Annotated in this window: 27 protein-coding genes, 6 tRNA genes and 1 riboswitch; of the genes, 18 read left to right on the top strand and 15 right to left on the bottom strand. The window is 67.1% G+C overall.

Annotated features, from left to right (window positions below; genetic code table 11):
* The 5 genes from AC2JAJ_RS19840 to AC2JAJ_RS19820 form a co-directional block, all read right to left on the bottom strand.
* Complete coding sequence (locus tag AC2JAJ_RS19840; protein WP_473697468.1) at positions 1-1,098, bottom strand: threonine aldolase family protein; 1,098 nt, start codon at positions 1,096-1,098, stop codon at positions 1-3.
* Between the two features lie 43 nt (positions 1,099-1,141).
* Complete coding sequence (locus AC2JAJ_RS19835; protein ID WP_486414795.1) at positions 1,142-1,879, bottom strand: SDR family NAD(P)-dependent oxidoreductase; 738 nt, start codon at positions 1,877-1,879, stop codon at positions 1,142-1,144.
* The gene (locus AC2JAJ_RS19830) at positions 1,876-3,243 is read right to left on the bottom strand and encodes a DUF6421 family protein (RefSeq protein ID WP_486414796.1); all 1,368 of its coding nucleotides are present in this window, start codon (positions 3,241-3,243) and stop codon (positions 1,876-1,878) included. The genes AC2JAJ_RS19835 and AC2JAJ_RS19830 overlap by 4 nt, the downstream gene beginning before the upstream one ends.
* Before the next feature lie 142 nt (positions 3,244-3,385).
* Entirely contained in the window at positions 3,386-3,853 is a 468-nt protein-coding gene (msrB, locus tag AC2JAJ_RS19825; RefSeq protein WP_221387656.1) for a peptide-methionine (R)-S-oxide reductase MsrB, read from the bottom strand.
* A 59-nt stretch (positions 3,854-3,912) separates the two neighbouring features.
* Positions 3,913-4,404, bottom strand: a complete 492-nt coding sequence (locus AC2JAJ_RS19820) for a hypothetical protein (RefSeq protein WP_221387579.1) — start codon at positions 4,402-4,404, stop codon at positions 3,913-3,915.
* A gap of 175 nt (positions 4,405-4,579) precedes the next feature.
* Between AC2JAJ_RS19820 and AC2JAJ_RS19815 the strand changes: the two genes are divergently transcribed.
* From AC2JAJ_RS19815 to AC2JAJ_RS19800, 4 genes are all read left to right on the top strand, one after another.
* Entirely contained in the window at positions 4,580-5,797 is a 1,218-nt protein-coding gene (locus tag AC2JAJ_RS19815; RefSeq protein ID WP_473697465.1) for an alpha/beta hydrolase family protein, read from the top strand.
* 27 nt (positions 5,798-5,824) lie between these two features.
* Entirely contained in the window at positions 5,825-7,450 is a 1,626-nt protein-coding gene (locus AC2JAJ_RS19810) for a succinic semialdehyde dehydrogenase (RefSeq protein WP_486414797.1), read from the top strand.
* A gap of 1 nt (position 7,451) precedes the next feature.
* Positions 7,452-8,279: an SDR family oxidoreductase gene (locus AC2JAJ_RS19805; RefSeq protein ID WP_486414798.1), complete on the top strand. Its 828-nt coding sequence runs from the start codon at positions 7,452-7,454 to the stop codon at positions 8,277-8,279.
* A 135-nt stretch (positions 8,280-8,414) separates the two neighbouring features.
* A complete protein-coding gene (locus tag AC2JAJ_RS19800) occupies positions 8,415-10,193 on the top strand; it encodes a multicopper oxidase family protein (RefSeq protein WP_473697462.1) in 1,779 nt (592 codons plus the stop codon).
* A gap of 24 nt (positions 10,194-10,217) precedes the next feature.
* Here the strand turns inward: AC2JAJ_RS19800 and ybaK are convergent, their stop codons facing one another.
* From ybaK to AC2JAJ_RS19785, 3 genes are read right to left on the bottom strand one after another with little or no spacing between them, the layout of a single operon-like run.
* Positions 10,218-10,730, bottom strand: coding sequence for a Cys-tRNA(Pro) deacylase (gene ybaK, locus AC2JAJ_RS19795; protein ID WP_486414799.1), 513 nt, complete (start codon positions 10,728-10,730; stop codon positions 10,218-10,220).
* Positions 10,731-10,740: 10 nt separating this feature from the next.
* Positions 10,741-11,190 (bottom strand): SufE family protein, encoded by a 450-nt coding sequence (locus AC2JAJ_RS19790; RefSeq protein WP_221387585.1) that lies wholly within the window; start codon positions 11,188-11,190, stop codon positions 10,741-10,743.
* A gap of 27 nt (positions 11,191-11,217) precedes the next feature.
* The gene (locus tag AC2JAJ_RS19785; protein ID WP_473697460.1) at positions 11,218-12,141 is read right to left on the bottom strand and encodes a sulfurtransferase; all 924 of its coding nucleotides are present in this window, start codon (positions 12,139-12,141) and stop codon (positions 11,218-11,220) included.
* Positions 12,142-12,356: 215 nt separating this feature from the next.
* Here AC2JAJ_RS19785 and zapE point away from each other — a divergent pair, with 215 nt between their 5' ends.
* A complete protein-coding gene (gene zapE, locus AC2JAJ_RS19780) occupies positions 12,357-13,394 on the top strand; it encodes a cell division protein ZapE (RefSeq protein ID WP_473697459.1) in 1,038 nt (345 codons plus the stop codon).
* Here zapE and AC2JAJ_RS19775 read toward each other — a convergent pair.
* The 7 genes from AC2JAJ_RS19775 to AC2JAJ_RS19745 form a co-directional block, all read right to left on the bottom strand.
* Positions 13,391-14,644, bottom strand: a complete 1,254-nt coding sequence (locus tag AC2JAJ_RS19775) for a benzoate/H(+) symporter BenE family transporter (protein ID WP_473697458.1) — start codon at positions 14,642-14,644, stop codon at positions 13,391-13,393. The two genes, zapE and AC2JAJ_RS19775, sit on opposite strands and share 4 nt — an antisense overlap.
* 161 nt (positions 14,645-14,805) lie before the next feature.
* Complete coding sequence (locus tag AC2JAJ_RS19770) at positions 14,806-15,069, bottom strand: antitoxin (RefSeq protein WP_221387589.1); 264 nt, start codon at positions 15,067-15,069, stop codon at positions 14,806-14,808.
* 144 nt (positions 15,070-15,213) lie between these two features.
* Positions 15,214-15,288, bottom strand: a tRNA-Val gene (locus AC2JAJ_RS19765).
* 34 nt (positions 15,289-15,322) lie between these two features.
* Positions 15,323-15,398: transfer RNA gene (locus tag AC2JAJ_RS19760), tRNA-Gly, on the bottom strand.
* Between the two features lie 56 nt (positions 15,399-15,454).
* Positions 15,455-15,526: transfer RNA gene (locus AC2JAJ_RS19755), tRNA-Val, on the bottom strand.
* A 41-nt stretch (positions 15,527-15,567) separates the two neighbouring features.
* Positions 15,568-15,638, bottom strand: a tRNA-Cys gene (locus tag AC2JAJ_RS19750).
* A 47-nt stretch (positions 15,639-15,685) separates the two neighbouring features.
* Positions 15,686-15,758, bottom strand: a tRNA-Gly gene (locus tag AC2JAJ_RS19745).
* 355 nt (positions 15,759-16,113) lie between these two features.
* Between AC2JAJ_RS19745 and AC2JAJ_RS19740 the strand changes: the two genes are divergently transcribed.
* From AC2JAJ_RS19740 to hisG, 13 genes are all read left to right on the top strand, one after another.
* A tRNA-Val gene (locus AC2JAJ_RS19740) sits at positions 16,114-16,185 on the top strand.
* A 104-nt stretch (positions 16,186-16,289) separates the two neighbouring features.
* Positions 16,290-17,150 carry a cytochrome gene (locus AC2JAJ_RS19735; protein ID WP_221387590.1) on the top strand — a complete coding sequence of 287 codons (861 nt, stop codon included), beginning with the start codon at positions 16,290-16,292 and terminating at the stop codon, positions 17,148-17,150.
* A 136-nt stretch (positions 17,151-17,286) separates the two neighbouring features.
* Positions 17,287-17,889 (top strand): peptide deformylase, encoded by a 603-nt coding sequence (gene def / locus AC2JAJ_RS19730; RefSeq protein ID WP_486414800.1) that lies wholly within the window; start codon positions 17,287-17,289, stop codon positions 17,887-17,889.
* Positions 17,886-18,806, top strand: coding sequence for a methionyl-tRNA formyltransferase (fmt, locus tag AC2JAJ_RS19725; protein WP_501053272.1), 921 nt, complete (start codon positions 17,886-17,888; stop codon positions 18,804-18,806). The genes def and fmt overlap by 4 nt, the downstream gene beginning before the upstream one ends.
* Before the next feature lie 223 nt (positions 18,807-19,029).
* Entirely contained in the window at positions 19,030-20,433 is a 1,404-nt protein-coding gene (locus AC2JAJ_RS19720) for a transcription antitermination factor NusB (protein ID WP_501053271.1), read from the top strand.
* A gap of 110 nt (positions 20,434-20,543) precedes the next feature.
* Positions 20,544-21,224 (top strand): ribulose-phosphate 3-epimerase, encoded by a 681-nt coding sequence (rpe, locus tag AC2JAJ_RS19715; protein ID WP_221387594.1) that lies wholly within the window; start codon positions 20,544-20,546, stop codon positions 21,222-21,224.
* A gap of 39 nt (positions 21,225-21,263) precedes the next feature.
* Positions 21,264-21,413: riboswitch (FMN riboswitch) on the top strand.
* 183 nt (positions 21,414-21,596) lie between these two features.
* On the top strand, positions 21,597-22,781 hold the full coding sequence (ribD, locus tag AC2JAJ_RS19710; RefSeq protein WP_486414802.1) for a bifunctional diaminohydroxyphosphoribosylaminopyrimidine deaminase/5-amino-6-(5-phosphoribosylamino)uracil reductase RibD: 1,185 nt from the start codon (positions 21,597-21,599) through the stop codon (positions 22,779-22,781).
* Complete coding sequence (locus tag AC2JAJ_RS19705) at positions 22,781-23,440, top strand: riboflavin synthase (protein ID WP_221387596.1); 660 nt, start codon at positions 22,781-22,783, stop codon at positions 23,438-23,440. Before ribD ends, AC2JAJ_RS19705 begins: the two co-directional genes overlap by 1 nt.
* The gene (gene ribB / locus AC2JAJ_RS19700; RefSeq protein WP_374226192.1) at positions 23,437-24,162 is read left to right on the top strand and encodes a 3,4-dihydroxy-2-butanone-4-phosphate synthase; all 726 of its coding nucleotides are present in this window, start codon (positions 23,437-23,439) and stop codon (positions 24,160-24,162) included. The genes AC2JAJ_RS19705 and ribB overlap by 4 nt, the downstream gene beginning before the upstream one ends.
* Positions 24,159-24,893 carry a GTP cyclohydrolase II gene (ribA, locus tag AC2JAJ_RS19695; RefSeq protein WP_486414803.1) on the top strand — a complete coding sequence of 245 codons (735 nt, stop codon included), beginning with the start codon at positions 24,159-24,161 and terminating at the stop codon, positions 24,891-24,893. The genes ribB and ribA overlap by 4 nt, the downstream gene beginning before the upstream one ends.
* A gap of 30 nt (positions 24,894-24,923) precedes the next feature.
* On the top strand, positions 24,924-25,409 hold the full coding sequence (ribH, locus tag AC2JAJ_RS19690) for a 6,7-dimethyl-8-ribityllumazine synthase (protein ID WP_221387598.1): 486 nt from the start codon (positions 24,924-24,926) through the stop codon (positions 25,407-25,409).
* A gap of 105 nt (positions 25,410-25,514) precedes the next feature.
* Complete coding sequence (locus tag AC2JAJ_RS19685; protein ID WP_009358176.1) at positions 25,515-25,778, top strand: phosphoribosyl-ATP diphosphatase; 264 nt, start codon at positions 25,515-25,517, stop codon at positions 25,776-25,778.
* An 84-nt stretch (positions 25,779-25,862) separates the two neighbouring features.
* The gene (hisG, locus tag AC2JAJ_RS19680) at positions 25,863-26,723 is read left to right on the top strand and encodes an ATP phosphoribosyltransferase (RefSeq protein WP_221387599.1); all 861 of its coding nucleotides are present in this window, start codon (positions 25,863-25,865) and stop codon (positions 26,721-26,723) included.
* The last annotated feature ends 29 nt before the right edge of the window (positions 26,724-26,752 follow it).

Here is a 26,752-nt window from a genome sequence, read left to right as displayed (position 1 = left end):
TCAGCCGGCCCGGCCACCGGCGTGGTCCCGGAGCTCATGCCGGATTGCGGCAGCAAAGGCATCGACGTCCTCCTCGGTGGTGTCGAAGGAACACATCCAGCGGACTTCCCCGGCCGCTTCGTCCCAGTCGTAGAAGCGGAATGCGCTGCGCAGCCTGTCCGCAACGCCGGCGGGAAGCACGGCAAACACTCCGTTGGCTTCGGTCTTCTGCGTTGGGCGGACGCCGTCGATCGCGTCGACGGCGGCGCGCAGCCGGGACGCCATGGCGTTGGCATGCCGGGCTGAGCGAAGCCACAGGTCGCCTTCCAGCAGGGCGATGAACTGCGCTGACAGGAAGCGCATCTTGGATGCCAGCTGCATGTCCATCTTCCGCAGGTACACCAGTCCGTGGGCGGCGTCCGGGTTCAGGGCCACCACCACTTCGCCGAACAGCAGCCCGTTCTTGGTGCCCCCGAAGGACAGGATGTCCACGCCCGCGTCCCGGGTGAAGGCCCGCAGCGGCATTTCGAGGTGCGCCGCCGCGTTGGCAAGCCGGGCACCGTCCATGTGCAGCTTCATGCCCTTGGCATGCGCGTGGTCCGCGATGGCCCGCACTTCCTCCGGTGTATAGCAGGTTCCCAGTTCCGTGGTCTGGGTGATGGAGACTGCCAGCGGTTGGGCGCGGTGTTCATCGCCCCAGCCCCAGGCTTCCCGGTCGATCAGCTCCGGCGTCAGCTTGCCGTCGGGCGTGGGGACATGGAGCAGCTTCAGTCCGCCGATGCGTTCCGGTGCCCCGTTCTCGTCCATGTTGATGTGTGCGGTGGAGGCGCACACGACGGCACCCCAGCGGGGGAGGAGCGACTGGAGGGACAGGACGTTAGCCCCGGTGCCGTTGAAGACAGGGAAGCACTCGATGCCCGGGCCGAAGTGTCCAGCCATCAGTTCCTGCAACCGGGCGGTGTAATCGTCCTCGCCGTAGGAGACCTGGTGTCCGTCATTGGCCGCGGCCAGGGCGGCGAGGACTTCGGGATGGACGCCGGAGTAGTTGTCGGAGGCAAAACCGCGCACGTTCGGATCGTGCAGGCGAAGTGCCGCAACGGTGTCTGCTGGGGTCGTCATAGGGTTGCTCACGCTTTCAGTCTAGGTACAGTCCCTGCGGCGGTCAGTCCGCCAGCCGGAGCCTGGTTCCGTTCAGTTCCGCCGCGGGGACGGTGAAAAGCCGGACGACGGCGGCGGCCAGGTCGGCCACGTCCGTCGCCCCCGCGAACTTCCGCTCGGGGTGCGCGCGGCGAAGGCCGTCATCCACCAGTGCCTTGACCACCAGTACGACGGCCGCCGCCTGTCCGCCACTGCCGGCTTCCGGTGTCCGGCGGAAGCCGTCCGCCATGGCCATAGTCCATGCTTCCGCGGCAGCCTTGGCGGCGACGTAATTTGCGGTCGACGCCGTCGGGTTTTCGACGGTGGTTGAGGAGACCATGGCGAACCGGCCGTGCGGTGAGGCTGCGATGTCGTCGAAGAAGACCCGGCTGACGTTTCGAAGGGTGGTGATCGCGCCGCGCGCCAGGAAGTCCCAGTCCTCGTCGGACTGGTCCGCGATCCCCTGGCCGCCGCGCCAGCCACCTACCAGGTGGATGACGGCGTCCACCGCACCGAAGGTGCGGATGACGTCGTCGCGAAGCTCCCGGACGTCGTCCACAACTGCCAGATCGCACACGAAGGGCGTGACGCCGTCGCCCGCCGTTTCCGCAGCTTCCTTGATCCTGGCCTGGTCCGAGCCCACCGTGGCCACGCGGTGCCCGGCGGCAGCCAGCGCCCGGGCAACCGCGACTCCGGAGGCGCCGCTGCCACCGGTCACCAGGACGGTCAGGGCAGGCCCCTCCGCGCCGGGGGACTGGCTCACAGTGCTGACCTGCCGGTGATGCCGGCTGTTGATTCGATTACGGGCCGCATCTTCCTCTCCAAGGCTTCATAGAACATGGACAGCGGGAATTCGTCGTCAAGCACCTGGTCTGTCAGCCCGCGTGGCGTGCCCGCCAGGGGCAGTGCGTCCGGCCCCTTGGCCCAGACCGACGCCGGGTTGGGGGTAACGGTCGCCGACACCAGCCGGTAGGCCGCCAGCCAGTGTGCTGTCTTCGGCCGGTCGATGGAGCGCCAGTACAGTTCATCGATGCTGGCGCCCAGGGCGATCACGGCGTCCGGCACTTCGTCCCAATCGATGGTGAGCCGGGTGTCGGTCCAGTGGAGCACGTGCTGCTGGTGCAGCCAGGCGAAGAGAAGCTGGCCGCCCAGGCCGTCGTAGTTGCGCACCCGGCTGCCGGTGATGGCGAAGCGGAAGATGCGGTCGAAGATGATGGCGTACTGCACCAGTTTGGCGTGCCGGCGCGCTTCCGGGTCGGCGTCCTCGTCCTTTTCGATGCGGACCGACTCGCGGAACGCCGTGAGATCGCAACGCAATTCCTCGAGGGAGTACAGGAAGTAGGGCATCCGCTGCTTGATCATGAAGGGATCGAACGGCAAGTCGCCGCGCATGTGGGTGCGGTCGTGGATCAGGTCCCACATCACGAAGGTGGCCTCGGTGAGGTCCTGGTCCGCAAGCAGTTCCGCAGCGCCTGCGGGCAGCTCAAGCGAGGTGATCTCCGCGGCGGCTTTGAGGACGCGGCGGAACCTGGCGGCTTCGCGGTCGGCGAAGATGGCGCCCCAGGTGAAGGTGGGCGTCGTGCTGACCGCCACCGTTTCGGGGAAGAGAACGGCGGAGTTGGTGTCATAGCCGGGCGTGAAGTCAACGAAGCGGATGGGGACGAACAGCCTGTTGGAGTAGTCCCCGGCTTCCAGTCCCGCGATGAACTCCGGCCAGATGACCTCGACCAGCACGGCCTCCACCAGCCGGCTGCTGCTGCCGTTCTGGGTGTACATGGGGAAGACCACCAGGTGCTGGAGGCCGTCGCGGCGCTGTTCCTGCGGCTGGAAGGCGACGAGCGAGGACAGGAAGTCCGGGACGCCGAATCCGCCGGCAGCCCAGGTGGAGAAGTCCTGGCAGAGGGCGTCCAGGTAGGCGGCGTCGTGGGGGAAGGACGGGGCGAGGGAACGGACGGAACCGATGATGCTGTCAACGTTCCGGGCAGCTTCCGCGTGCGCCGTGGCGGCCGGGATGGAACCGTCCTGGGCCTGCACGGCCTGGAGCGCGGTGGCGGCGCCTTTGAGGCGCAGCCAGTCCGGATTCTCCGCTGAAATTCCCGTCACGGCGGTGGTCAGGGTCTCTGTCATCGTCGGCTGCCTTTCTGGTTGCTTGCTTCTCTGGCGAGCGTAACAAGCAACAAGCAGGACTTATCTCAAAAGACCGTTAGCCTAAGAAACTCTTAGGCTAACGGCGCACGCGGGCTGTCGAGATCAGCCCACGGCTGGCGCATCAGGGTTGTGGCTCTGCCTTCCCTGGCGTGGCGTTTTCGCTGGTCACGAGGCGCAGGGACACTGAATTGATGCAGTAGCGCTGGTCGGTGGGAGTGCCGTAGCCCTCGCCCTCGAAGACATGGCCCAAATGGGAGTCGCAGGATGCGCAGCGCACCTCGATCCGGTCCATGCCCAGGGTCCTGTCGTGGATGTAGCGGACCTTTCCTTCGGCCAGGGGTGCCCAGAAGGAGGGCCAGCCGCAATGGGAATCGAACTTCTCGTTGCTGGTGAACAGCTCCGTCCCGCACGCCCTGCACTGGTAAACCCCCGCCGTGTGGGTGTCCCAGTACTCGCCGGTGTACGGCCGCTCGGTGCCGGCCTGCCGGAGCACGTGGTACTCCTCAGGAGTGAGCTCCTCGCGCCACTGTGCGTCGCTTTTTTCGACCGTGCCGGTGTGGGCGCTGCCTTGCCCGTCCCCGGCGACCATGCCTGTTGCCTTGTTGCCGAAGATGCCGTTTCCAAAAATGCTCATAGCACTACCAACGCTCAGGAGTCGCCGATAAATCCCGAGCCGGCGTACAGGTGCAGCACGGGCACACCAAGCTGGTCCTGCGCCTTGTTGGCCCAGTCGGTGTGGAAGGTGTCCGAGACCGCGTGCGGCCTGGTGATCACCACGGCCTGCGCCGCTCCCGTTTCCTTAACCTTCGCCACGAGGCCCTCCACCGCGCCGCCGTCCACCACCTCGCCTGTGACGCCTGCGCCAAGGCCTGCCAGTGCCGCGAGCGACGTCGCAAGTGTCTGAGCCGCATGGGCACGCTCGGTGGCGGGATCCGGGTTCCGGGCCGACAGCTCCCGGAACGCCTTGGCGATATCCAGCATGGACAGGTTCTCCAGGAAGTCCACCAGTAGGTGCCGCTCGGTGTTGGCGGGCACCAGGACCAGCAGCTGCGTGTCCGTCCCGTTCACCAGGCGCTCGATGTTCAGGCGGTCGTCCGCTCCCAAGGGTTCTTCGGTCAGGATGACGATGGGATCACTCATGGCCTTAGCCTAGCCCTGCGGATGGGCCGCCGCACTCCATGAACCGGCCCCGGCCTGCCGTCCAATCTGCCCGCTGGATGCAGGCATCTGCCTACCGGGCAGTAAGAATAGTCGCATGGCACTTTTTCCCCGAACCCGCACTGCGATCCCACCAGGACCCCAGGAGCCAGGCGTGATGTCGTACCGCGCAAAGTGGGCTGTCGCCGGGGCCATCACCGGCGGCTCGGTTGCCGGCCTGCTGGGCGCAGGATCCTCGGCGCTGGCCGTGTACTTTGCGCGCCGGGTCATAACCCCGGCCCGGCAACGGGCCGCGGACAAGGAAGTGCTCGCCGTCATCCGGGACGGGCAGACGCAGCAGGTGATCTTTGCAGCCGACGACGACACCACCGTGGACGGAGTCTATGGTTTCTTTTTCGACGGCGGCAAAGGCCACGCGCGGATTGGCCGCATCGTCTCCTATTCGCCCGCAGAACGAACCGTCCTGCGCGAGGTAGAGGCGGTCTACAGCGGGGATCTCTCCACCGCGAGGTGGGGATGGTGGAGCGGTGCGGTCTATCCCGATCCCGCCGCCGTCGGAATTCCGGCTGAGGACGTGGCCATCCCGGTGGAGCGGGGCGAGGCACCTGCATGGCTGGTCCGGGCGGGGGGAAAGGCGCGGACGTGGGCGGTCATGGTCCATGGACGGGGGGCAACCCGCCAGGAAGCGCTGCGCGCCGCCGGACCTGCTCTGGAGCTGGGGCTGACAAGCCTCCTCGTGTCCTACCGCAACGACGGGCTGGCCCCTTCCGCGGACGATGGGCGCTACGGGCTGGGGTCCACCGAGTGGCGGGATATCGAAGCTGCCATCGAGTACGCCCTGGCCAACGGCGCTGAAGAAGTTGTCCTGTTTGGCTGGTCCATGGGAGGAGCCATCTGCCTGCAGACCGCTGACCTGTCCCGATACCGCCACCTGATCCGGGCGATGGTGCTCGATGCCCCCGTCATCGACTGGGTCACGGTGCTGGCCCATCACGCCCAGCTGAACCGGATCCCGTCCTTGGTGGGCCGGTACGGCCAACTGATGCTGGGACATCCGCTCGGCCGCCGCCTCACTGGCCTGTCCGCCCCGGTGGATCTGAAGGAAATGGACTGGGTCTCGCGGGCCGTGGAGCTGCGGACACCGACGCTGATCATCCACAGCGTGGACGACGAATACGTGCCTTACGGTCCTTCCGCCCGACTGGCCGAACGCAATCCGGAGATGGTGACGTTCGAGACGTTCCACCACGCCCGGCACACAAAGGAATGGAACGTTGACCCGGAGCGGTGGGAGCGTCTTGTCAAGGCTTGGCTGCGGCAGCAGCTCGCGCCCCGCATCAACCCCGGGAGCGCGGTTGGGGCATTGTCCGGATAGGCGGGCGCCCCGTACTAGGCTTCAGGAATGGGAGCACAAAGCGGAACAACGCAGCCGGTAGCCAGCGCTGACGAACTGGGTGCTGGCCTCTCCCGGGTGGTGGAGGGCCTCGCGCACTTGGTTCCAGCTCCGCCGGACAGGCCGCGGCAGGCCTCCTTTTCACCGTTTGACGGAACGGTGGTGGGCGAAGTGCCAGAGTGCACGCCCCAGGACGTCGATGCCGCCGTGGCCCGGGCACGGCAGGCGCAGCGCGGCTGGGCCGTTAAGTCCGTCACGGAGCGCCGGGCCGTGGTGCAGCGGTTCCGCAGCCTGCTGCTGGTCCGCGAAAAGGACATCCTGGACCTCGTCCAGGCCGAGAGCGGCAAATCGCGGCTGAGCGCCTTCGAGGAACTGGCCGACGTCGTCCTGACCGCGAACTACTACGCGCGCAATGCGGGACGGTTCCTCCGTCCCGCCCGTCGGAAGGGCGCAGCGCCGGTCCTGACCCGGACTGTGGAGTACCGGCTTCCCAAGGGCGTTGTGGGCGTGATCAGCCCGTGGAACTACCCCCTGACCCTCGCCGTGTCGGATGCGCTCCCGGCGCTCCTGGCGGGCAACGGCATCGTCCTGAAGCCGGATTCACAAACGCCGTTCACGGCCCTGCTGATGCTGCGGTTGCTCCGGCAGGCCGGGCTCCCCAAGGACCTGTTCCAGATTGTCACCGGGCCCGGACCGGTCATCGGCCCCGCCATCATCGAACGTGCGGACTTCGTCATGTTCACGGGATCTTCGAAAACCGGGAGGGAAGTGGCGCAGCAGTGCGGTGCGCGGCTGATCGGCTTCTCCGCTGAACTCGGCGGGAAGAACCCCATGCTGGTCCTCGCCGACGCGGACCTGGGCAAGGCCGCCAGCGGGGCGGTGCACGCCTGCTTCTCCAACTCGGGCCAGCTCTGCGTCAGCATCGAACGGATCTACGTCCACGCCGTTGTCTTTGACCGTTTCCTGGCAGCATTCAGTGCAGAGGTGGAAGCCATCCGGCTGGGTCCAGGCACGGAATGGGACATCGGTATGGGGTCCCTCATCAGCGCCGAACACGTCGAACGGGTGGACCGCCACGTCCAGGACGCGCTGGCCAAAGGTGCCCGGCTCGTCACCGGGGGCCGCAGGAGGCCGGACCTGGGACCGCTGTTCTATGAGCCCACGGTCCTGACCGGGGTGACGGACAACATGCTGCTCGCGCGCGAGGAGACGTTCGGGCCCGTCGTTGCCGTCTACCAGGCAGCGGACGACGACGAAGCCGTAGCCATGGCCAACGACTCCGATTTTGGGCTGAACGCCAGCGTCTGGTCCGCCCGGCGTGGGGAATCCGTGGGCCGCCGGCTGAATGCGGGCACGGTCAACGTCAACGAGGGATATGCGGCTACCTGGGCTTCACATGACGCACCGATCGGCGGGATGAAGGATTCCGGCGTCGGGCGCAGGCACGGCCGGGAAGGGATCCTCAAGTACACGGAGCCACAGACCATCGCCCTGCAGCGGCTGCTCCGGGTGGCGCCCTCTCCCGGCATGACGAACAAGGCGTATGCGGGAATCATGAGGCGGGCCATCACGCTGATGAGCGGCCTCCGGGGAAGACCCGGGAAGTCCGCACGGCCCGGGAACGGGGAGGACTGACATGGCCAAAGGAACCGGGCTGTCCGGCGCAACCCTCCTGGTGACGGGAGGGGGCAGCGGATTGGGCCGCCGCCTCGCCCTCGGTGCCGCGCAGCGGGGAAGCCGGGTGGTCATCTGGGACATGGATGCCGTCCGCGGTGCAGGCGTCCGGGACGAAATCCGGGCTGCCGGCGGTGACGCGGAAGCTTTGGCTGTGGACGTCACCGACAGGGACGCCGTCAACGCCGCGGCAGCCAGCACCGGCCACGTTGACGTACTGGTCAACAACGCCGGCGTCGTCAGCGGCCACCATCTCCTGGACGCCGACGATGAGGCCATTGAACGGACCCTGAAGGTCAACGTCCTGGCCTTGTACTGGGTCACCCGCGCCTTCCTGGCCGGGATGGCCGGCCGCCAGCGTGGAACCATAGTCACCATCGCCAGCGCAGCGGGCCTGGTGGGGGTGGCGCGGCAGACCGACTACTCCGCCAGCAAGTTCGCCGCCTTCGGTTTCAACGAGTCGCTCCGCGCCGAGTTGCGGGCCAACCGGCACGAGGTCAACACCCTGGTGGTTTGCCCCTACTACATCGACACCGGTATGTTCGAGGGCGTCCGGACCCGGTGGCCCCTGCTCCTGCCCATCCTTCGTGAAGAAGACGTGGCAACCAAGGTCCTCGACGCCATCGAGTCCGGCAGGCGGCAACTGGTCCTCCCGCCGATGGTGAAGCTGCTTCCGGCCCTCCGGGTGCTGCCGGTGGGTGCCTTCGACCGGCTGATGGATGTGTTCGGCGTGAACCGCACCATGGACCACTTCACCGGGCGGGCCGGGGACCGGGCTGCACAAGACTGACACCGGAACCAGCCACTGAAACACGCACTTTCCCGGAAGGTGACTCTTGGCCCTACCGCGACCGGCGCTCCATGCCTAGCGTTGCTCTGGCAGGGGGCACAACCGGCAAGGCAAGTGTTGAAATGGGGCCCACCAATGCGCATCACAAGGCGACAACTCCTGCAGGCCGGCGCGGTAGCCGGCGCGGGCATCCTGACCCAGGGTTACGGAACCGGCACCAACAGGGCGTTGGCTGCCCCGCCTGGTTCCGCCGGGGCCTTCACCGAGCAGCTTCCGACGCTTGATGAGCTTGGCGTACTGGATATGCGGGGCGGCGGCAGCGCGGCCTTGTGGGCCCGCAACACGCGGCACAGGTTCCACGAAGAAATGGGCCTGGCGGATGCGTTGGCATACCAGCAACCAGGCTCATCCCAAACCTACTTGGGGCCGGTGATCATCGCCAGGAAAGGAACTCCCTTCGAGCTGACCCTCCACAATGCGGTGGGGCGGCATCCCCTCGCGTTTGCCATCGACAAGGAACTACTTCCTCCCGGCAGCAACGACGCCACCTCGCCGCGCCTTGCGCTCCACCTGCACGGCGGCAACACCCACCCGCGGTCGGACGGCGGACCGGAACAGACCTTCAGGCCCGGGGCGTCCTACACCTACCATTACGAAAACAAACAGGAGGCGGCCGGCCTCTGGTTCCACGACCACGCGCTGGGAATCACCCGGCTGAATGTGTATGCCGGCCTGGCCGGGGGCTACCTGTTGCGGGATGCGCGTGGTTCCGGGAAAGACACCGGGGACGGCACGTACCTGCCCCCGCCGCCCTACGAGGTTCCCCTGATCATCCAGGACCGGATGTTCAACCCCGACGGCTCACTGGCTTACCCGCCGAACCCCGATCTCACCGCGGCCGACGGCAGCCCCCGCCCATGGGCACCTGAGTTCTTCGGTGACGTGGCGACAGTCAACGGGAAGTGCCGGCCCAACCTGGACGTGGCCCGGGGGAAGTACCGTTTCCGGATGTTCAACGGCTCGAATGCCCGGTTCTACGACGTCAAGCTGATGACGGAGGGGCCGGCCGTCCCATTCGTCCAGATCGGAACAGACGGCGGCCTCCTCAATGCTCCGGTGAAGCTTTACAGACTTATCCTCGGGCCGGGTGAACGGGCCGATGTGGTGGTCGATTTTGCGGGACTCAAGCCCGGCACCCGCGTTGTCCTGGCCAACAGCGCCCGCGTCCCCTACCCGGACGGCCCCGCGTCCATCCAGCTCGGCGGGCTCCCGCTGCCGGACATCATGCAGTTCACCGTGACCTCCAAAGCCGGTTACACGGCGCCGCTGCCCGACAAGCTGCGGGACCGTCCCATCACAAACCTGGTGGACCGCGCCCCGGAGACCAGGAGGTCCATGGCCCTGGTTGAAGTCACCAACGCCGCCGACGTGCCCCTCATGGCGCTCCTGAACAACCGGAGGTTCGAGAGCGACGACATCGCCCGGGTCAAAAGCGACTCGCTCGAGGAATGGGAGCTCATCAACACCACCGGGGACGCCCACCCGATCCACCTGCACTTCACCCAGTTTCAGGTCCGTGACCGGCAGAAGTTCGACGTGGACGCCTACCTTGCTGACACCGGCTTCGTCGACCCTGCCACCGGCCTGCTCAAGCCGGGCGGTGGGGAAACGGTGCCGTCCCGGCCGTTCCTGGTTGGCAGGCCAAAGGAGGCTCTGGCAAACGAGCAGGGCTGGAAAGACACCGTGGTGGCGATGCCCGGAGAGGTGACCAGGATCAGGGTCCCCTTTGGTGCGAGGGCGGCAGGCAAGGACCCCGTTGCTATCGGCTCATCCTTCAAGGGCGAGTACGTCTGGCACTGCCACATCTTGGAACACGAGGACAACGACATGATGCAGCGGTACGTGATCGAGTAGCCGCACCTCCCGGACCCTGCGCCGCTACGGCCGGGGGTTGCGGACGGTCAACGAGCTGATGGGTGCGGTGGCCGCGTCCGTCAGCCGGATCAGGTCTGCCGGCGCCAGTTCGATGTCCAGGCCGCGCCTGCCGCCGGAAACAAGCAACGAGTCCAGGGCCAGGGCGCTGGAATCCAGGACGGTGGGGGAGGGGAGGCGCTGCCCCAGCGGGGAAATACCGCCCAGGACGTATCCCGTGCGCCGCTGGGCGGCCGCGGGATCGGCCATGGCGGCTTTCTTCGCTCCCAGGGCCGCGGCCATGGCTTTCAGGTCAAGGGTTCCGCTGACCGGAACGATGCCCACGGCAAGCCGCCCTTCCACCTCCACCATCAGGGTCTTGAAGACGCGGGACGGGTCGATGCCCAGGGCGTCGGCTGCTTCCGTGCCGTAACTGGCGGCCGCGGGGTCATGGGCGTAGGGATGCAACAGAAAGGGAACCCCGGCGGCGGTCAGCACCGCTGTTGCCGGGGTTCCCTGGGAGCCGTTCCTGCGTGCCATGCGGCGCGGGTCAGCCCTGGACGCGGGAGGCCGCGGCCACCTTGCGCTTGATCCTTCCGAGCATCGCGGTCATGCCCCGCATTCGCAAGGGCGTGATGGCCCGTGTGAGGCCCAGCAGCTCCGGCATGTCGTCCGGCACGGAAAGGATCTCATCGGCGGACAGGCCGTCCAGGCCTTCGTGCAGCACGCCGGCGAAACCGCGGGTGGTGGGGGCTTCGGCCGGGGCCTTGAAGAACAGGCGCACCGGTCCGCCGCCGTTCTCCGTCTCAATGGTGAGGAACAGCGGCGACTGGCACTCCACCACCTGCTCGAGGAGCTCGGGGTGGTCCTTGAGCCGGTCGGGAAGCTCGGGCAGTCCCTCCGAGAATTCCAGCAGGAGCTGAAGCCTCTCGGGTTCGGACAGGGCCTGGAAATCATCCACGATCGCCGCCAGGGCGGAAGGCAAAGCTTGAGTAGTCATCAGTTCCAGTCTACCGGGGGAGCTTGGTCAGGCGCCGACGGTGACGGGAACGGAACCGCGCTCGGCGCCCTTGACGATCGGCACGCGCACGGCGTTGCCCCACTCGGTCCAGGATCCGTCGTAGTTGCGGACCGAATCGAAGCCCAGAAGGTACTTGAGCGCGAACCAGGTGTGGCTGGAACGTTCGCCGATGCGGCAGTATGCCACCACGTCATCGCCTTCGGACAGGCCGGCCTCGCCCAGGTAGATACCTTCGAGTTCTTCACGGCTGCGGAACGTGCCGTCCTCGGCGGCGGCACGGGCCCACGGAATCGATGCGGCGGTGGGGATGTGGCCGCCGCGCAGGGCGCCCTCTTCCGGATAGGCCGGCATGTGGGTGCGCTGGCCGGTGTATTCCTCCGGGGAACGGACATCGATGAGGGGCTTGCCGAGGTGTGCCAGGACGTCGTCCTTGAATGCGCGGATGGGCGCGTCGTCGCGCTCAACCACGGGGTAGTTTCCGGGGGCCGGGGTGGGGCGGTCCTTAGTCAGTTCCCGGCCTTCGGCAATCCACTTGTCGCGGCCGCCGTCGAGCAGCCGGACGTCCTGGTGGCCGAAGAGCGTGAAGACCCAGAGGGCGTAGGCGGCCCACCAGTTGGACTTGTCGCCGTAGATGACCACGGTGCTGTCGCGGGAAATGCCCTTCGACGCCGCAAGCGCGGCGAAGGCGGCGCCGTCAACGTAGTCGCGGGTGACGTCGTCGTTCAGGTCCGTGTGCCAGTCGATCTTGACGGCGCCCGGGATGTGGCCGGTTTCGTACAGGAGCACGTCCTCGTCGGATTCCACCACGATCAGCTCACCGTTCGCCACGGCGCCGCTTTCAAGCGCAGCCGCGAGCCACTCCGTGGAGACGAGCCGCTCCGGGTGGGCATACGCTGCGAACTTGTCATTCTGTTCAACCGGGTAGGGCATGACTTGGCCTTTCAGTAAGAGCACGGGAAACCGCGGAACATGCAATGGAACCTGTTCCCACACTAGCCAGCGCCCGGAAGGTTGTCCCTATTCCGTTAATAGGGCGAAATGTTGCTTTCGTCACGCTGCCGGGCGGCAGCACGGGGTCCCGCCCGGGTACGGTCCGCTCAGCCGGTATCCTTTCTGGGGACCAACCACCAGCAGAACGGACCACCTTGGTACAGATCGAACAGCTTGCCGCCCGCACTCCGGCAGTTTCGGTGGATGAGCTCCTGAAGGGCTTCTACCCGTCGCCGCGGTTCGGCGAGGTCTCTTTCGCGAGCTACCGCCCGGACCCCAAGCAGCCCAGCCAGGCCGCGGCCGTGCATGCCCTCAAGGGATTTGCCGACGGCGTGGGGTCGGGTAACGGGGGCGGGCTCTTCAAGAAGATGTTCGGCAAGAAGGACGCGTCCCGGGCCGGCATCTACCTCGACGGCGGCTTCGGCGTCGGCAAGACCCACCTGCTGGCCTCCCTGTGGCACGCAACACCAGGGCCGAAGGCGTTCGGCACGTTCGTGGAGTACACCAACCTCGTGGGCGCACTCTCGTTCCGCAAGACGGTTGAGGCCCTGAGCAGCTACAAGCTCGTGTGCATCGACGAGTTCGAACTCGACGATCCGGGCGACACCGTCCTGATGTCCCGGCTGATGCGCGAACTGGCCGACGCCGGGGTGAAGCTCGCCGCCACGTCCAACACCCTGCCTGGTTCGCTGGGCGATGGCCGGTTTGCCGCCGTCGACTTCCAGCGGGAAATCCAGGTCCTGGCCGACCAGTTCGACGTCATCCGGATCGACGGCGAGGACTTCCGCCACCGTGGCCTGCCGGCAGCGCCCGCGCCGTTGCGAAACAGTGAGCTGTCCTCGCACATGAAGGCGGAGTTCGATGGCAAGACCGTGGCCCAGGACGAGTTCTCCACGCTGATCCACCACCTCGCCGGCGTCCACCCGAGCCGCTACCGGCAGTTGATCGACGGCATCGACGGCGTCGTATGGCGCAACGTGGAAACCATCACGGAGCAGGCAGTGGCGCTCCGGTTCGTGGTCCTGGCAGACCGGCTCTACGACAAGGACGTTCCCATCCTGGCCAGCGGCGTCCCCTTCGACAAGCTGTTCACCGAGGAAATGATGACCGGCGGCTACATGAAGAAGTACTTCCGTGCCGTGTCCCGCCTGACCGCCCTGGCCCGGGAGGGCCAGAACCACGAGCCGTCCTAGTCTCCTTTCCGGGGTCCCTGGTTCCCGGCCTGGTCGATGGCCCGGCGCCGGTGGCGCGGGACCAGCAGCGCCCGTACCGTGAGCCCCGCGAGGAGGGCCCAGAACGCGGAACCGATGCCCGCCAAGGCCACGCCGGAGGCTGCCATCAGGAAGGTCACGGCCGGGGCAATCCTGTCTTCCGGGTTTGCCAGGGCAGCCGATGCGGCGGAAGCGAGGGTGCCCAGCAGGGCCAGGCCGGCCACCGCCTCCAGCATCCCCGCCGGGGCCGCATTGACCACTGACACCAGTGCTGCCGAGAAAGCAGCCAGCACCAGGTAGCCCAGTCCGGACGTGAAACCGGCAATCCAGCGCCTGCCGCGTGCATCCCCGGCCTCGTCGCCTGCGGCGAGGGCAGCGCTGAGCGCCGCAAGGTTGATGGCATGGCCCCCGAATGGAGCGGCCAGCACCGTCCCGGCCCCCGTCACCAGCATCGAAGAGCGCCACGGAGTTTTGAAGCCGAAGGAGTGCAGCACCGCCACCCCGGGAACGTTCTGCGAGGCCATGGTCACCACGAACAGCGGCAACGCTATGCCCGCCATCGCCTGCAGGCTGAACGACGGGGTGGTCCACGCCAGGGCAGGCACCAACCCTTCCGTGTCCGGAACGCTCCCCGCGGACGCCAGCGGGATGCCGATGACACCCAAGGCCACCAGCAAGGCGGCAGGCACGGCCCACCGTGGAGCAAACTTCATCAGAAGCAGCCAGCAGATGATCACGGGGGCGGCCAGCAGGGGAACGCTGCCGAGGGCCTTGAAGGGTGCCAGGCACAGCTGCAGCAGCACACCGGCCAGCATCGCCTGCGCCAGCGACGTGGGGATCCGTGCCATCAGCCGCCCCAACGCGGGGACCAGCCCGGTCAGCGCTATCAGCACCCCGGCGGCAAGGAAGGCGCCGACGGCGGCCGGCCATCCGCCGTCGGCCGCTCCTGAAGCGGCGAGCAGCGCAGCCCCGGGCGTAGACCACGCCAACGTCACCGGCACCTTGGAACGCCAGGCCAACAGCAGGACGCCGAGGCCCACGGCGAGCGTCAGTGCCAGCAGGCCGGATGCGGCCTGCGCAGGATCCGCTCCCACTGCCCTGAGCCCGGCGAGCACCACGGCGAAGGAGGACGTGAAGCCCACCAGCGCGGTGACGATGCCGGCCACAACGGGCCGGGAATCGTGCTGTGTCCGGACGGGCGCGGACGTGGGAGGTGCAGGTGACTTCGCCATACCGGCAGGTTACCGGCGGGACCGGGAGAAGAAGGAATCGCCTTCCCGCCTGGACTGCTTCCAAGCGGGCAGCCGCATTAAACGCCAAAGGCGCGGGTGCCGCCTCCCGGCGGGACCCGCGCCCCGTTGACGTGCTGGGGCAAAGCCCTGGCCAAATCCTTTTACGGAGCCCTGTCAACCGGCGGAACCGGATTTCCAGGAGCTGCCGGGGGAACCTGCCCGTCGGCAGGTGCCTGGCCCGGGGTTCCGTTCTTGTCCACGAGCTTGGAAGCGCCATCCTGGATCTTGTCGACGTGGCCCGCGTACTTGCCGCCGGTCCTGGTGTCGACGAAATCGCCGGCCTTGGTGATGCCGTCCTTGATGGCCTGCTCGTTACCGCGGATGAGACCCTGAGCCTTGCCCTTTAGATCGTCAATCAAACCCACGGGCACCTCCCTTCTATCGCGGAGCCAGGTCGCTCCTCGCGCCTTCGATCCTATCGGGGCCGGGGAGGGGTGCCAAGGGAATCGCGTTCGCCCGCAGCGGATGGGGCGGAAACGACAAAAGCAGCTCCGCGGAGCTGCTTTTCGTGGTGGGCGATACTGGGATCGAACCAGTGACCTCTTCCGTGTCAGGGAAGCGCGCTACCGCTGCGCCAATCGCCCCGGAACCGGAAGTCCGGCATATGGGTTTGAATACTGGAGCGGACGACGAGATTCGAACTCGCGACATCCACCTTGGCAAGGTGGTGCTCTACCAACTGAGCTACGTCCGCGTGCAGGCTTTTCCGGACTGATCCGGCGTTCCTGCTGGGCAAGTTTCCTTGCCGAGTGGGCGATACTGGGATCGAACCAGTGACCTCTTCCGTGTCAGGGAAGCGCGCTACCGCTGCGCCAATCGCCCATTGCATCCGAAAAACGATTCGGAAACCATGGTTTTCACCGAGGTGGGTACGGGATTCGAACCCGTGTATACGGCTTTGCAGGCCGCTGCCTCGCCTCTCGGCCAACCCACCGTGTAAGCGTTCATTCCGGGGAATGTTTGCCGTGACAGTGTCCTGCGAGCGGACGACGAGATTCGAACTCGCGACATCCACCTTGGCAAGGTGGTGCTCTACCAGCTGAGCTACGTCCGCATTTTGGAGGCTTGATTCCTTGCCGTTCCCGGCATTTCCTCGCGTTCCAACGAGTAAAAACAATATAGGAGGTTCCCGGAATCTCCAAATCGCACCTGTCCGCCCGGGCCGCCGTGGCCCTACTTCCCAGTATTGGCGCGGCGGACAGCTACTTACATGTGTGTAATTCACGCTCTCCCTTCTGAGCCGGCCGTGGCAAAAGAGCGGCCCGCATGGTCCAGCGCGGGCGATCAGAAGGCATTGTTCGAAGGGAGGCCCGCCGGGCGGAACATGCACGATGTGGTGAGGCGCCCGGCAACCCGGGAACACCGATTTTTGAAATGTCCCGGTGGTGGGCTAGCATTCAAATGCACCCGGGCGATTGGCGCAGTGGTAGCGCGCTTCGTTCACACCGAAGAGGTCACTGGTTCGAACCCAGTATCGCCCACAGTACAAAAGGTCCGTTTCCGCTCCTTGCAGCGGGAACGGACCTTTTTTGTGCCCGGCCGCCGTGCCGGAGACTTTGTCAGTCCCTTGTGAAAGAGTTTTTGTATGACTGATCCGCTTCTTGCCCATGCCACCGAATACGGCCGGATGTACGCCCGGTCCACCTCGGAGCAATTCTCGGTTCCCTCCATTACTACAGTCATCAGCCAGCAGCCGCACGGACTGGACGGCTGGTTCGGCTACATGGGGGCCAGCAGCCTGGCCAACGATCCACTGCTGGCGGACTGCCTGGGCAGCCCGGCCAAAATCAAGCAGGCGGTCAACCGTGCCGCCAAGGCGGCGGAAACCTATCGCGATGAGGCTGCGCAGCGGGGCGACCGGGTCCATAACTACTGTGAGCAGGTGGCTTTGCGTGCTTTGGGCCGGCCGCATGCCATGCAGGAAGCGCGCCAGGCCCTGGCTGCCAACGGTGAGGAAGCCTTCGCTGCCCGCTTCGACGAATGGTGGGAGTTGTTCAGGGTGGAACCCATCGCTCCTGAAATCACCGTGTGGAACAACGCGGTGGGATACGCCGGCACGCTGGACCTGGTGGCAAGGATCAACGGCCGGGTGTGCCTGATTGACTACAAGACCAAGGGCACCACCCGCGACGGCCAGGTCAAGCCGCTGGACGACAAAGTGGTCATGCAGCTGGTGGCGGGCATGAAGGCCGAGGAAAGCCTGGTGGACGCGGAAGCGGGCACCTGGGAGCCGTGGAAATACGGTGAAAACCCCGTTCTGCTGGCCGTCGCCATTGGCGAGACCGAAGTCCGGCCGGTCCGCGCCAACCCGGAAGTCCTCAAACACCATTGGTGGAAGTTTTGTGCCCTGCGCCGCGTTTGGGAGCTGAACGCGGACACCATCAGCGCCGGTAGCGCCCTGCTGCCCATTGCCCCGCCGCCCCTGGCCCAGGTCCGCACGGCCTAGGTCCGCACGGCCCAAGCCCGCACCGCCGGTCCGCACCGCCCAAGCCCGCACGGCCTGGTGCGGGCCGGTGCATCAGGAGTACTGCACCTAAACTGGATAGGTTCCCTTTGCCGCCAACCGTGAGGACAAACAGCGCATGGCTATTCTGAATATCCGCATCATCGGGGATCCTGTGCTTCGCACAGTCGCCGATCCCGTGACGGAGTTCGGGCCGGAGCTGGCCAAACTGGTCGCAGACATGACGGAAACCATGGAGGACGTGGAGGGTGCGGGCCTGGCCGCACCCCAGGTGGGCGTCAGCCAGCGCGTGTTCACCTACCGCATCGGCGGCGTGGAGGGGCACGTGATCAACCCTGTCCTGGAAAACAGCGAGGACTACCAGGACGACCATGTGGAAGGCTGCCTCTCCATCCCCGGCCTCGGCTTCCCGGTCCGCCGCTTCCGTGCCACCCGGCTCACCGGCGTGGACATGCACGGCAATCCGGTGTCCATTGAAGCCGAGGGCATGTTGGCGCGCTGCTTCCAGCACGAGAACGACCACTTGGACGGCATCCTCTACACCGACCGCCTTGAGGGGGAGGACCGCAAGGCGGCCCTGCGCTCCATCCGCAACTCCAATTACGGCTCCATCGCCGGAAAGACGACGGCGAAGCGCGCCAAAACAGTAGGCAGCAGTTTCGGCGGTGCAAGCTTCGGCGGGGGCAGTTTCGGGACAGCCGGCCAGGGCGCCGCTGAATGAGGGTCCTCTTCGCCGGCACCCCGGCCGTCGCCGTACCGTCACTGGACGCCCTGGTTAAGGCAGGGTTCGACGTCGTGGCCGTTCTGACCCGGCCGGACGCGCCGGTGGGCCGGAAACGCGTGCTGACGCCCTCGCCGGTTGCCGCCCGCGCGGAGGAACTGGGGATCGAGGTGATCCACGCCGCGAAAGTGGATGCGGATGCCATAGCCAGGATTTCCGCCGTGAATCCGGACGTTGCCGCCATCGTGGCTTACGGCGGCCTGGTGCCTCCGGCCGCGCTCGGGATTCCCCGGCATGGCTGGGTCAACCTGCACTTCTCGCTGCTGCCCGCCTGGCGCGGTGCGGCGCCGGTGCAGCGGTCGGTGATGGCAGGGGACGACGTCACCGGTGCCGTCACCTTTCAGTTGGAGGAAGGCCTGGACACGGGCCCCGTCTTCGGAACGCTCACTGAAGGAGTAGGGCCGGACGACACCGCGGGGGAGCTTTTGGACCGGCTCTCGCACAGCGGCGCGGTGCTCCTGGCCCAAACGTTGTCTGCCATTGAAGCCGGAAAGGCGGCCCCCCAGCCGCAATCGGGCGACGTCACCCTCGCGCCAAAGCTCACGCTTGAGGACGGCCGGCTTAACTGGACACACCCGGCGCTGGCCATCAGCAGGCAGGCCCGCGGTGTCACCCCGGAGCCGGGCGCCTGGACCATGTTGGACGGGCAGCGGGTCAAGCTCGAGCCGGTCCGGCTCCGCCCCGACGTCTCCGGCCTGGTGCCGGGCGCTGTGTCAGTCCAGGGCAAGAGCGTATTGGTGGGCACCGGCTCGCACGCGGTGGAACTCACCCGGATCCAGCCGGCCGGCAAAAAGATGATGGGCGCGGCCGACTGGGCGCGCGGCATGGCTTCAGCAGAGAGTGTGGTGTTCGAATGAGCGGGTCCGGCAGCAACGCGGGAGGGCCGGGAAACGGCGGCGGCCGCGACAACACCGGCAAGGGCGGACGCGCCGGCAGCCAGGGGCCGGCCGGGGCAAGGGTACGCCGGGGGATTCCAGCCGCCGCAACGCCCAGGGCCGCGAACGCAACCGTGGCCCACGGCGCAGCTTCACCGAAAACGCACCCTCCCAGCGGACCCGGCGTGCGGATCCCGCCCGGCTGGTGGCCTTCGAGGTCCTCCGTGCCGTCGCCGCGGAGGACGCCTACGCCAACCTGGTCCTCCCGGCCCGGATCCGCCACCACGGCCTGGACAAGCGCGACGCCGGCTTTGCCACCGAGCTGAGCTACGGTGCCCTCCGCAGCCAGGGCACTTATGACGCCATCCTGGCCAAATGCGTCGACCGGCCACTGGCCCAGCTGGACCCGGCCATCCTCGATGCCCTGCGTATCGGAACACACCAGTTGCTGGCCATGCGCGTCCCCGCGCATGCCGCCCTGGACCAGACGGTTGGACTTGCCCGGGCAGTGATCGGCGCGGGGCCCTCCGCCCTGATCAATGCCGTGCTGCGGAAGGTTACCGCCCGGACCCTTGAGGAATGGCTGGACCTGCTGGTGGCCGGTGAAACCGACGAGACGAAGATCGCCTCGCTCCGGTACGCGCACCCGGAATGGATTGTCCGCGCCATGCGCCAGTCGCTCGTGGCCCACGGCCGTCCCGCCAGCGAGATCAACGATCTGCTGGAAGCTGACAACGCGGCCCCCGTGGTCAACCTTGTGGCCCTTCCTGGCCTGGGAAGCCTTGACGAGGCTTTGGAAAACGGCGCCACCCCCGGCGAACTGGTGGAAGGGTCGGCGCTCTCCAGCGGTGGGGACCTGGGCCGCCTGCCGTCGGTGCGTGCCGGAACCACCAGGGTTCAGGACGTCGGCTCCCAGCTCGTGGCCAGGGCATTGGCAGCGGTTGATCTCCGCCCGGCCCCGGACGGGCGTGGCGTGGACGTCAAGGCCCAGGCTGGACCGGGTGGAGGAGGAGAGGCGTGGCTGGACCTGTGCGCCGGCCCGGGCGGGAAAGCAGCACTCCTGGGCGCCTTGGCCCATGAACGCGGTGCGACGCTCCTGGCCAACGAACCGGCTCCGCACCGCGCCAAGCTGGTCAGCCAGGCCCTCTCCGCGGTCCCGCACGACACCTGGCGGGTACGGACCGGAGACGGCCGCGACGTGGGCGCCGAACAGCCCGCCGCGTTCGACCGGGTCCTGGTGGACGTCCCGTGCAGCGGCCTGGGCGCACTGCGGCGCCGGCCTGAATCCAGGTGGCGCCGCACTCCGAAAGACCTTGCCGACCTTGGCCCGCTGCAGCGCGATCTCCTTGCATCCGCGTTGGCGGCGCTGCGGCCCGGCGGAGTGGTGGCGTATGTGACCTGTTCCCCGCACCCTGCCGAAACCACCGCCGTGGTGGCTGACGTCCTCCGGAAGCGCAACGACCTTGAACTCCTGGACTCAGGAGCAGCACTGGACGCTGTCAGCTTGCCTGGAGACCTTGGCGCCGGACACGAATTGACAGCCCAGCTGTGGCCACACATCCACCACACCGATGCCATGTTCCTGGCACTCATCAGGAAGAAAGCCTGATCCGCAAGGGCCCAGGCCCGGGCTGCGGACACAAGGCCCGGCCCGTCCCTGCGGAGGCGCGCGGGACTTTGTCCATTTGATCCAAACACCTTCAGTGAAAGGCACCCCCAGTGACGCAATGCTGCATCAACCCGAGCATCCTCTCTGCCGACTTCGTCAATCTCGAGGCCGAACTGCAGCGCATCAGCAACGCCGATGCCGTGCACGTTGACGTCATGGACAACCACTTCGTCCCGAACCTGACCATCGGCCTGCCCGTGGTCCAGCGGATCCAGGCTGTCAGCCCCGTTCCGCTCGACGCGCACCTGATGATCGCCGACGCCGACCGCTGGGCGCCCGGCTTCGCAGACGCCGGCCTGGCGTCCGTGACTTTCCATGCCGAAGCATCCATCGCCCCCATCAAACTGGCGCGGGAACTGCGCAGCAGGGGATCGAAGGCAGGCATGGCCCTGCGCCCGGCCACGCCCGTGGAGCCATACCTGGACATGCTGGCGGAACTGGACATGCTGCTCATCATGACGGTGGAACCGGGTTTCGGCGGACAGGCGTTCCTGGATGTCACGCTGCCCAAGATCCGCCGGGCACGGGCGGCGGTGGACGGCTCCGGCATCGGAGTGGCCATCCAGGTTGACGGCGGCATCACCGAAGACACCATTGCGCGCGCTGCCGAAGCGGGTGCCAACGTGTTCGTGGCAGGCTCCGCGGTGTACGGGGCCGGGGACCCCGCTGCCGCCATCGACCTGCTGCGCGAAAAGGGACGCCGGACGTTACGTGCGGCGTCGGTGGAATAACCGGGGGCACCTGCCGGTTGTGGCACAATAACAACACACATACGTGCTCCGGGGTCGGTGTAAGTCCGAACCGGCGGTGACAGTCCGCGACCCGCGAGCCGAGGTTCTCCCATGGAGGATCCCGGCGGACGGTTGAACCGGTGGAATTCCGGTACCGACAGTTAAAGTCTGGATGAGAGAAGCACGTACAGCTGTATCTGCGGGCCTTCGGGCCCCGCAGCGTTCTGCTGTCGTATCCCCGGAGCCATCGCGGTTCGACAGGGAAGGAACGACAGGAATGAACCCCCAGCGATGGCTCTTTAACGCCGAAAGTCCTGCTGCTTCGATGGCAGGCGCACATCCCCGAACCAGGCCCGCAGCGGTGGCCGCCGCATGACCGGCGCTACCGGGTTGCAGCCCGCCGCCGGAGTGGTCACTGCCTTCAGCCCGGCCGAAACGCGGGCCATGGAGACCGCCCTCAAAGCTGCCCTCAACGGACCGCGCGGGGCAAACCCGCTGGTCGGCGCCGTCGTCATCGGTCCTGACGGCCGGCACCTGGTCACCGGCTACCACCGCGGTGCCGGCACCGCACATGCCGAAGCCGACGCAATCGCGCAGGCGGTCGCCGTCGGCCTTGACCTGACCGGCTGCACCATGATGGTCACCCTGGAGCCCTGCGACCACGTGGGCCGCACCGGGCCCTGCACGGAAGCGATCATCGCCGCAGGGATCACCGATGTGGTGTATGCCGTGGACGACCCGCATGATCCGGCCGCCGGGGGAGCGGCAACCCTGCGTGCTGCCGGGGTGCGCGTTCGCAGCGGCCTCGGCGCGGACGAAGCCCTGGACCTGAACCGCCAATGGTTTGAGGCGGTGGCGGCCAGGCGGCCCTTCGTCACACTGCACATCGCCCAGACGCTGGACGCGCGGATCGCCGCCGAGGACGGCACGAGCCAGTGGATTTCCAGCCCGGAATCGCTCGCGGACAACCATGCCATCCGCAGCAGGATCGACGCCATCCTGGTCGGCACCCAGACCGTCCTGGTGGACAATCCCCGCCTCACCGCCCGGACCCCTTCCGGCGAACCTGCGGCCAGCCAGCCCGTGCGGGCCGTCATGGGGCTTCGCGATGTCCCGGCGGACGCCGCGATCCTTGGCGATGACGGGCTTGCCGTCCACCTTCCCACCCGGGATCCGCGCGAGGCCCTGTCCATGCTGTACGCCTCGGGCACCCGCCACGTCATGGTGGAGGGCGGCTCCCGGATCCTCAGCTCATTCCTGGCAGCCGGGCTGGTCGACGAACTGATCGTCTATCTGGCTCCCACCCTGCTCGGTTCTGGCACTCCGGCCCTGAACGGGCTGGGCATCACCAGCCTTCCCGACGCCCAGCTGTGGGAATGGGATGCGTCCGACGGCGGCGCCGTCCAAACGCTGGGCCGGGACCTTCGGCTGCATTTGAGGCCGCAACGACGAGTCGCCCTGGACCCCAAACCAGCAGGCCCGCAAAGCTCTGACCCACAACTTCCAAACCCACAACCGTCCCGCGGACCCGCGGATCAAGCCCAGGGAGGCTACTGATGTTCACCGGAATTATCGCCGAACAAGGGCACGTGCTGTCCGTCGAGCGCGACGGGGACAGCAGTGCCACCGTCCGGCTGCACGCCCCCGGCACCACCGAGGGCCTGGCCCTGGGCGGCTCGATCGCCGTCAACGGGGTATGCCTTACCGCAACCGCCATCGATGGCAAGGAGTTCAGCGTGGACGTCATGGGGGAGACCCTGGTCCGCAGCACCATCGGTGAGCTTGCCCCCGGTGACGCCGTGAACCTGGAGCGGTGCGTTCCGGCCGGCGGCCGCCTGGACGGGCACGTGGTGCAGGGCCATGTGGATGGGGTCGGCGTCCTGCTGGAGCGCGAGCCCCAGGGCAACTGGGAGCGGCTCCGCTTCGGCGTCCCGGCCAACCTTGCCCGCTACATCGCCGAAAAGGGCTCGATCGCCATCGACGGCGTCTCCCTCACGGTCACGGCAGTCAGCGCCGCGGACGAACCCGAACCCTGGTTCGAGGTTGGCCTGATCCCCACCACGCTGGCCGAAACCGGCCTCGGCACCAAGACCACCGGCAGCCGGGTCAACCTGGAAGTCGACGTGCTCGCCAAGTACACGGAACGCCTGCTCGCGTTCGCCGGTCCCCGCGCTGCCGCCACCGGCGAAGCCGCAACTGCCGGAGGTGCCCGGTGAACGCCGCCGTACGCCTCGAACCAGCCGTCACGGTCGACCCGGAGGTGAAGACCGGCCGAACGCTGGACCCCATCGAAGACGCCGTCCGTGCCCTGGCCGCCGGCCGGCCCGTGCTCGTCGTGGACAATGAGGACCGGGAAAACGAAGGCGACATCATCTTCGCGGCCCAGCACGCCACGCCCGCGCTGATGGGCTGGACCATCCGGTACAGCTCCGGCGTCATTTGCGTCCCGCTGCCCGGCGAACGGGCCGACGCATTGGCGCTGCCCCCGATGGTTGCCGTCAACGAGGACGCCAAAGGAACCGCGTACACGGTGTCCTGTGATGCGGCCATCGGCGTCAGCACCGGTATTTCCGCCACGGACCGCGCCCTGACCGCCAGGATCCTCGCCGACCCGCAGGCCGTGCCGGCGTCCATCACCCGCCCGGGGCATATTTTCCCGCTGCGTGCAGTTGACGGAGGTGTGCGGGAGCGCCAGGGCCACACCGAAGCCGCGGTGGACCTATGCCGCCTGGCGGGACTGGAACCGGTCGGCGTGATCGCGGAAGTGGTCTACGACGACGGGGAAATGATGCGCCTGGACGGCCTGCGTTCGTTTGCAGCGGAACATGGATGCCCACTGATCTCGATTGAGGACCTGGTGGCGTATCTTGAAGCCGGGGCCGGGGGAGCCCACGGAGATGCCCGGGTGACGCCGGGCGAAAAGAAGGAGGAACGATGACGGCATCGGCAGCCAGCGACGACAGCCACCAGGACGGCCACCGGAAACACCACGCAGTGTCCGGCGGGGCGCCCTACCCCGTCAGCGGAGGGCCCGTTGTGCAGCTGCCCACTGCCTTCGGCGATTTTGTGGCACAGGCGTGGACCGACGTCCTGACCGGCGTGGAACACCTTGCCGTCAGTTCGCCCAACCCGCCCGCGGACGGCGAAGCGCCGCTGGTCCGGCTGCACTCGGAGTGCCTGACCGGCGACGTCTTTGGTTCCTACCGCTGCGACTGCGGGGAACAGCTGGCTTTTGCCCTGGAACTGATCCGGGACAACGGCGGGACTCTGCTCTACTTGCGCGGACAGGAAGGCCGCGGCATCGGCCTGGCGAACAAGATCAAGGCCTACGCGCTCCAGGAAGCCGGGTTCGACACGGTGGAGGCCAACGAGCAGCTGGGCCTGCCCGTGGATGCCCGGTGCTACAAGGCTGCCGCCCAGATCCTCGCCGAGATGGGACTGCACGAGGTGCGGCTCCTGAGCAACAACCCGGACAAGCAGAACAGGCTGGCCAAGGCCGGCGTGAGGGTCGTGGAGATGGTTCCAACGGAGGTCCCGTCCCGCGAACAGAACATCCGGTATCTGCGCACGAAGAAGGAGCGTATGGAGCACCGGCTCCTGCTGGACACCCAGGCGGCACCCGTGCCCGTGTCCGGCTCAGACGCCCTTTATGACCACGAACAAGACTGACCCCCAGAAGACGAAGGACCACAAGAACACATGAGCGGACACGGCGCCCCCGATATCGACCTCACCACCCTCAACCCCGCGGAAACGTCGCAGCTGAAACTGGCGATCGTCGCCGCAAGCTGGCATACGCAGATCATGGACGGACTCCTGGACGGTGCACTGCGTGCCGCCAAGGACGCCGGCATCGCCGAGCCCACGGTCGTGCGGGTCCCGGGCAGCTTCGAGCTTCCCGTCGCCGCCGCCCGGCTGGCACCGCACTTTGACGCCGTGGTGGCCCTCGGCGTCGTGATCCGCGGCGGCACGCCGCACTTCGACTACGTCTGCGAGGCAGCGACGTCGGGACTCACCGACGTCAGCGTCCGCACCGGTGTCCCGGTGGGCTTCGGCGTCCTCACCTGCGACAACGAGCAGCAGGGCCTGGACCGCGCGGGCCTGCCCGGCTCCAAGGAAGACAAGGGCCACGAGGCCGTCACCGCGGCGCTGGCCACCGCCGTCGTCCTTAAGCAGTACGCCTGACCCCGGTGCCGGGATGGCGGGTGCGGTGTGTATTCGCTCACATCGCGCCCGTCATGCAACGGGCCGGGAAGCGCCCCCGCGGCTGCACCAAGTAGGCTGGAGGGTGTGAAGAATTTCGAGACGCTGTTCGCTGAGCTCAGCGAGAAGGCAGCCACCCGCCCGGAAGGCTCCCGCACCGTCGCTGAATTGGAGTCCGGTGTTCACGGCATCGGCAAGAAAGTCGTTGAGGAAGCAGCCGAAGTCTGGATGGCTGCCGAATATGAATCCGATGAAGCGGCGGCCGAGGAAATCTCCCAGCTGCTGTACCACCTGCAGGTTCTGATGCTCGCCAAAGGCCTGACCCTGGAAGACGTCTACAAGCATCTGTAGCCACCGGTCCGGCGCACTGCCGCCGGGCTTCGCTGTGGCCTGCACTGCCTGAAACATAGACCTTCCACCAAGAAAGAAACCCCCATGCTGCGCGTAGCCGTCCCCAACAAGGGCTCCCTGTCCGAAGCCGCCTCTGCCATGCTCTCCGAAGCCGGATACCGGCAACGGCGCGACAGCCGCGAGCTGGTCATGGTTGACCCCGACAACGACATCGAGTTCTTCTTCCTCCGCCCCCGCGACATCGCGGTCTATGTCGGCCAGGGAACGCTCGACGTCGGCATCACCGGCCGGGACCTGCTGTTGGACGCCGAGGTGGAAGCCGAAGAACTGCTTCCGCTGGGGTTCGCGGCGTCCACCTTCCGCTTCGCCGGTCCCGTAGGGAACTTCAGCTCCGCCGCGGAGCTCGAAGGCAAGCGCCTTGCCACCAGCTATGACGGCCTGCTGCGCAACTACCTGGCGGAGCGCGGAATCAACGCCAAGGTGGTCCGGCTGGACGGCGCCGTGGAATCCTCCGTCCGCCTCGGCGTCGCTGATGCCATCGCCGACGTCGTGGAAACCGGCAATACGCTCAAGGCCGCCGGGATGGAAATCTTCGGCGATCCCATCCTCAAGTCCGAGGCCGTCCTGATCCGCCGCACCGGAAACGGCGGCGCCGCCAACGGCACGGCCAAGGAAATCGACGTCCTGATCCGCCGCCTGCAGGGCGTCCTCGTGGCCCGCCAGTACGTCCTGATGGACTACGACATCCGCAAGGAACTCGTGGAGAAGGCGGCCGGCCTGACCCCCGGCCTTGAATCGCCCACGGTCTCCCCGCTGCGCGACTCCGACTGGGTCGCCGTCCGGTCCATGGTGCCCAAGAAGGAAACCAACCGGATCATGGATGAGCTGTACGACCTCGGCGCCCGCGCCATCCTGGTCAGCAGCATCCACGCCTGCCGCATCTGACACCGGCAATCCCAGCACCGCAGAATATC

It is taken from the genome of Arthrobacter sp. MOO21 (genome assembly GCF_057369995.2).
This window is presented reverse-complemented; position numbering and strand designations above follow the sequence as displayed.

Excerpts from the sequence above, each read along its gene's own strand:
- hisG (WP_221387599.1), top strand. The coding sequence starts at position 25,863 with ATGCTGCGCGTAGCCGTCCCCAACAAGGGCTCCCTGTCCGAAGCCGCC.
- AC2JAJ_RS19840 (WP_473697468.1), bottom strand. The coding sequence starts at position 1,098 with ATGACGACCCCAGCAGACACCGTTGCGGCACTTCGCCTGCACGATCCG.
- AC2JAJ_RS19805 (WP_486414798.1), top strand. The coding sequence starts at position 7,452 with ATGGCCAAAGGAACCGGGCTGTCCGGCGCAACCCTCCTGGTGACGGGA.
- AC2JAJ_RS19705 (WP_221387596.1), top strand. The coding sequence starts at position 22,781 with ATGTTCACCGGAATTATCGCCGAACAAGGGCACGTGCTGTCCGTCGAG.
- ybaK (WP_486414799.1), bottom strand. The coding sequence starts at position 10,730 with ATGGCACGCAGGAACGGCTCCCAGGGAACCCCGGCAACAGCGGTGCTG.
- AC2JAJ_RS19820 (WP_221387579.1), bottom strand. The coding sequence starts at position 4,404 with ATGAGTGATCCCATCGTCATCCTGACCGAAGAACCCTTGGGAGCGGAC.
- AC2JAJ_RS19815 (WP_473697465.1), top strand. The coding sequence starts at position 4,580 with ATGTCGTACCGCGCAAAGTGGGCTGTCGCCGGGGCCATCACCGGCGGC.
- AC2JAJ_RS19800 (WP_473697462.1), top strand. The coding sequence starts at position 8,415 with ATGCGCATCACAAGGCGACAACTCCTGCAGGCCGGCGCGGTAGCCGGC.
- ribA (WP_486414803.1), top strand. The coding sequence starts at position 24,159 with ATGACGGCATCGGCAGCCAGCGACGACAGCCACCAGGACGGCCACCGG.
- AC2JAJ_RS19735 (WP_221387590.1), top strand. The coding sequence starts at position 16,290 with ATGACTGATCCGCTTCTTGCCCATGCCACCGAATACGGCCGGATGTAC.
- AC2JAJ_RS19785 (WP_473697460.1), bottom strand. The coding sequence starts at position 12,141 with ATGCCCTACCCGGTTGAACAGAATGACAAGTTCGCAGCGTATGCCCAC.
- def (WP_486414800.1), top strand. The coding sequence starts at position 17,287 with ATGGCTATTCTGAATATCCGCATCATCGGGGATCCTGTGCTTCGCACA.
- msrB (WP_221387656.1), bottom strand. The coding sequence starts at position 3,853 with ATGGTCGCCGGGGACGGGCAAGGCAGCGCCCACACCGGCACGGTCGAA.
- ribH (WP_221387598.1), top strand. The coding sequence starts at position 24,924 with ATGAGCGGACACGGCGCCCCCGATATCGACCTCACCACCCTCAACCCC.
- AC2JAJ_RS19775 (WP_473697458.1), bottom strand. The coding sequence starts at position 14,644 with ATGGCGAAGTCACCTGCACCTCCCACGTCCGCGCCCGTCCGGACACAG.
- AC2JAJ_RS19790 (WP_221387585.1), bottom strand. The coding sequence starts at position 11,190 with ATGACTACTCAAGCTTTGCCTTCCGCCCTGGCGGCGATCGTGGATGAT.
- AC2JAJ_RS19810 (WP_486414797.1), top strand. The coding sequence starts at position 5,825 with ATGGGAGCACAAAGCGGAACAACGCAGCCGGTAGCCAGCGCTGACGAA.
- fmt (WP_501053272.1), top strand. The coding sequence starts at position 17,886 with ATGAGGGTCCTCTTCGCCGGCACCCCGGCCGTCGCCGTACCGTCACTG.
- ribD (WP_486414802.1), top strand. The coding sequence starts at position 21,597 with ATGACCGGCGCTACCGGGTTGCAGCCCGCCGCCGGAGTGGTCACTGCC.
- AC2JAJ_RS19830 (WP_486414796.1), bottom strand. The coding sequence starts at position 3,243 with ATGACAGAGACCCTGACCACCGCCGTGACGGGAATTTCAGCGGAGAAT.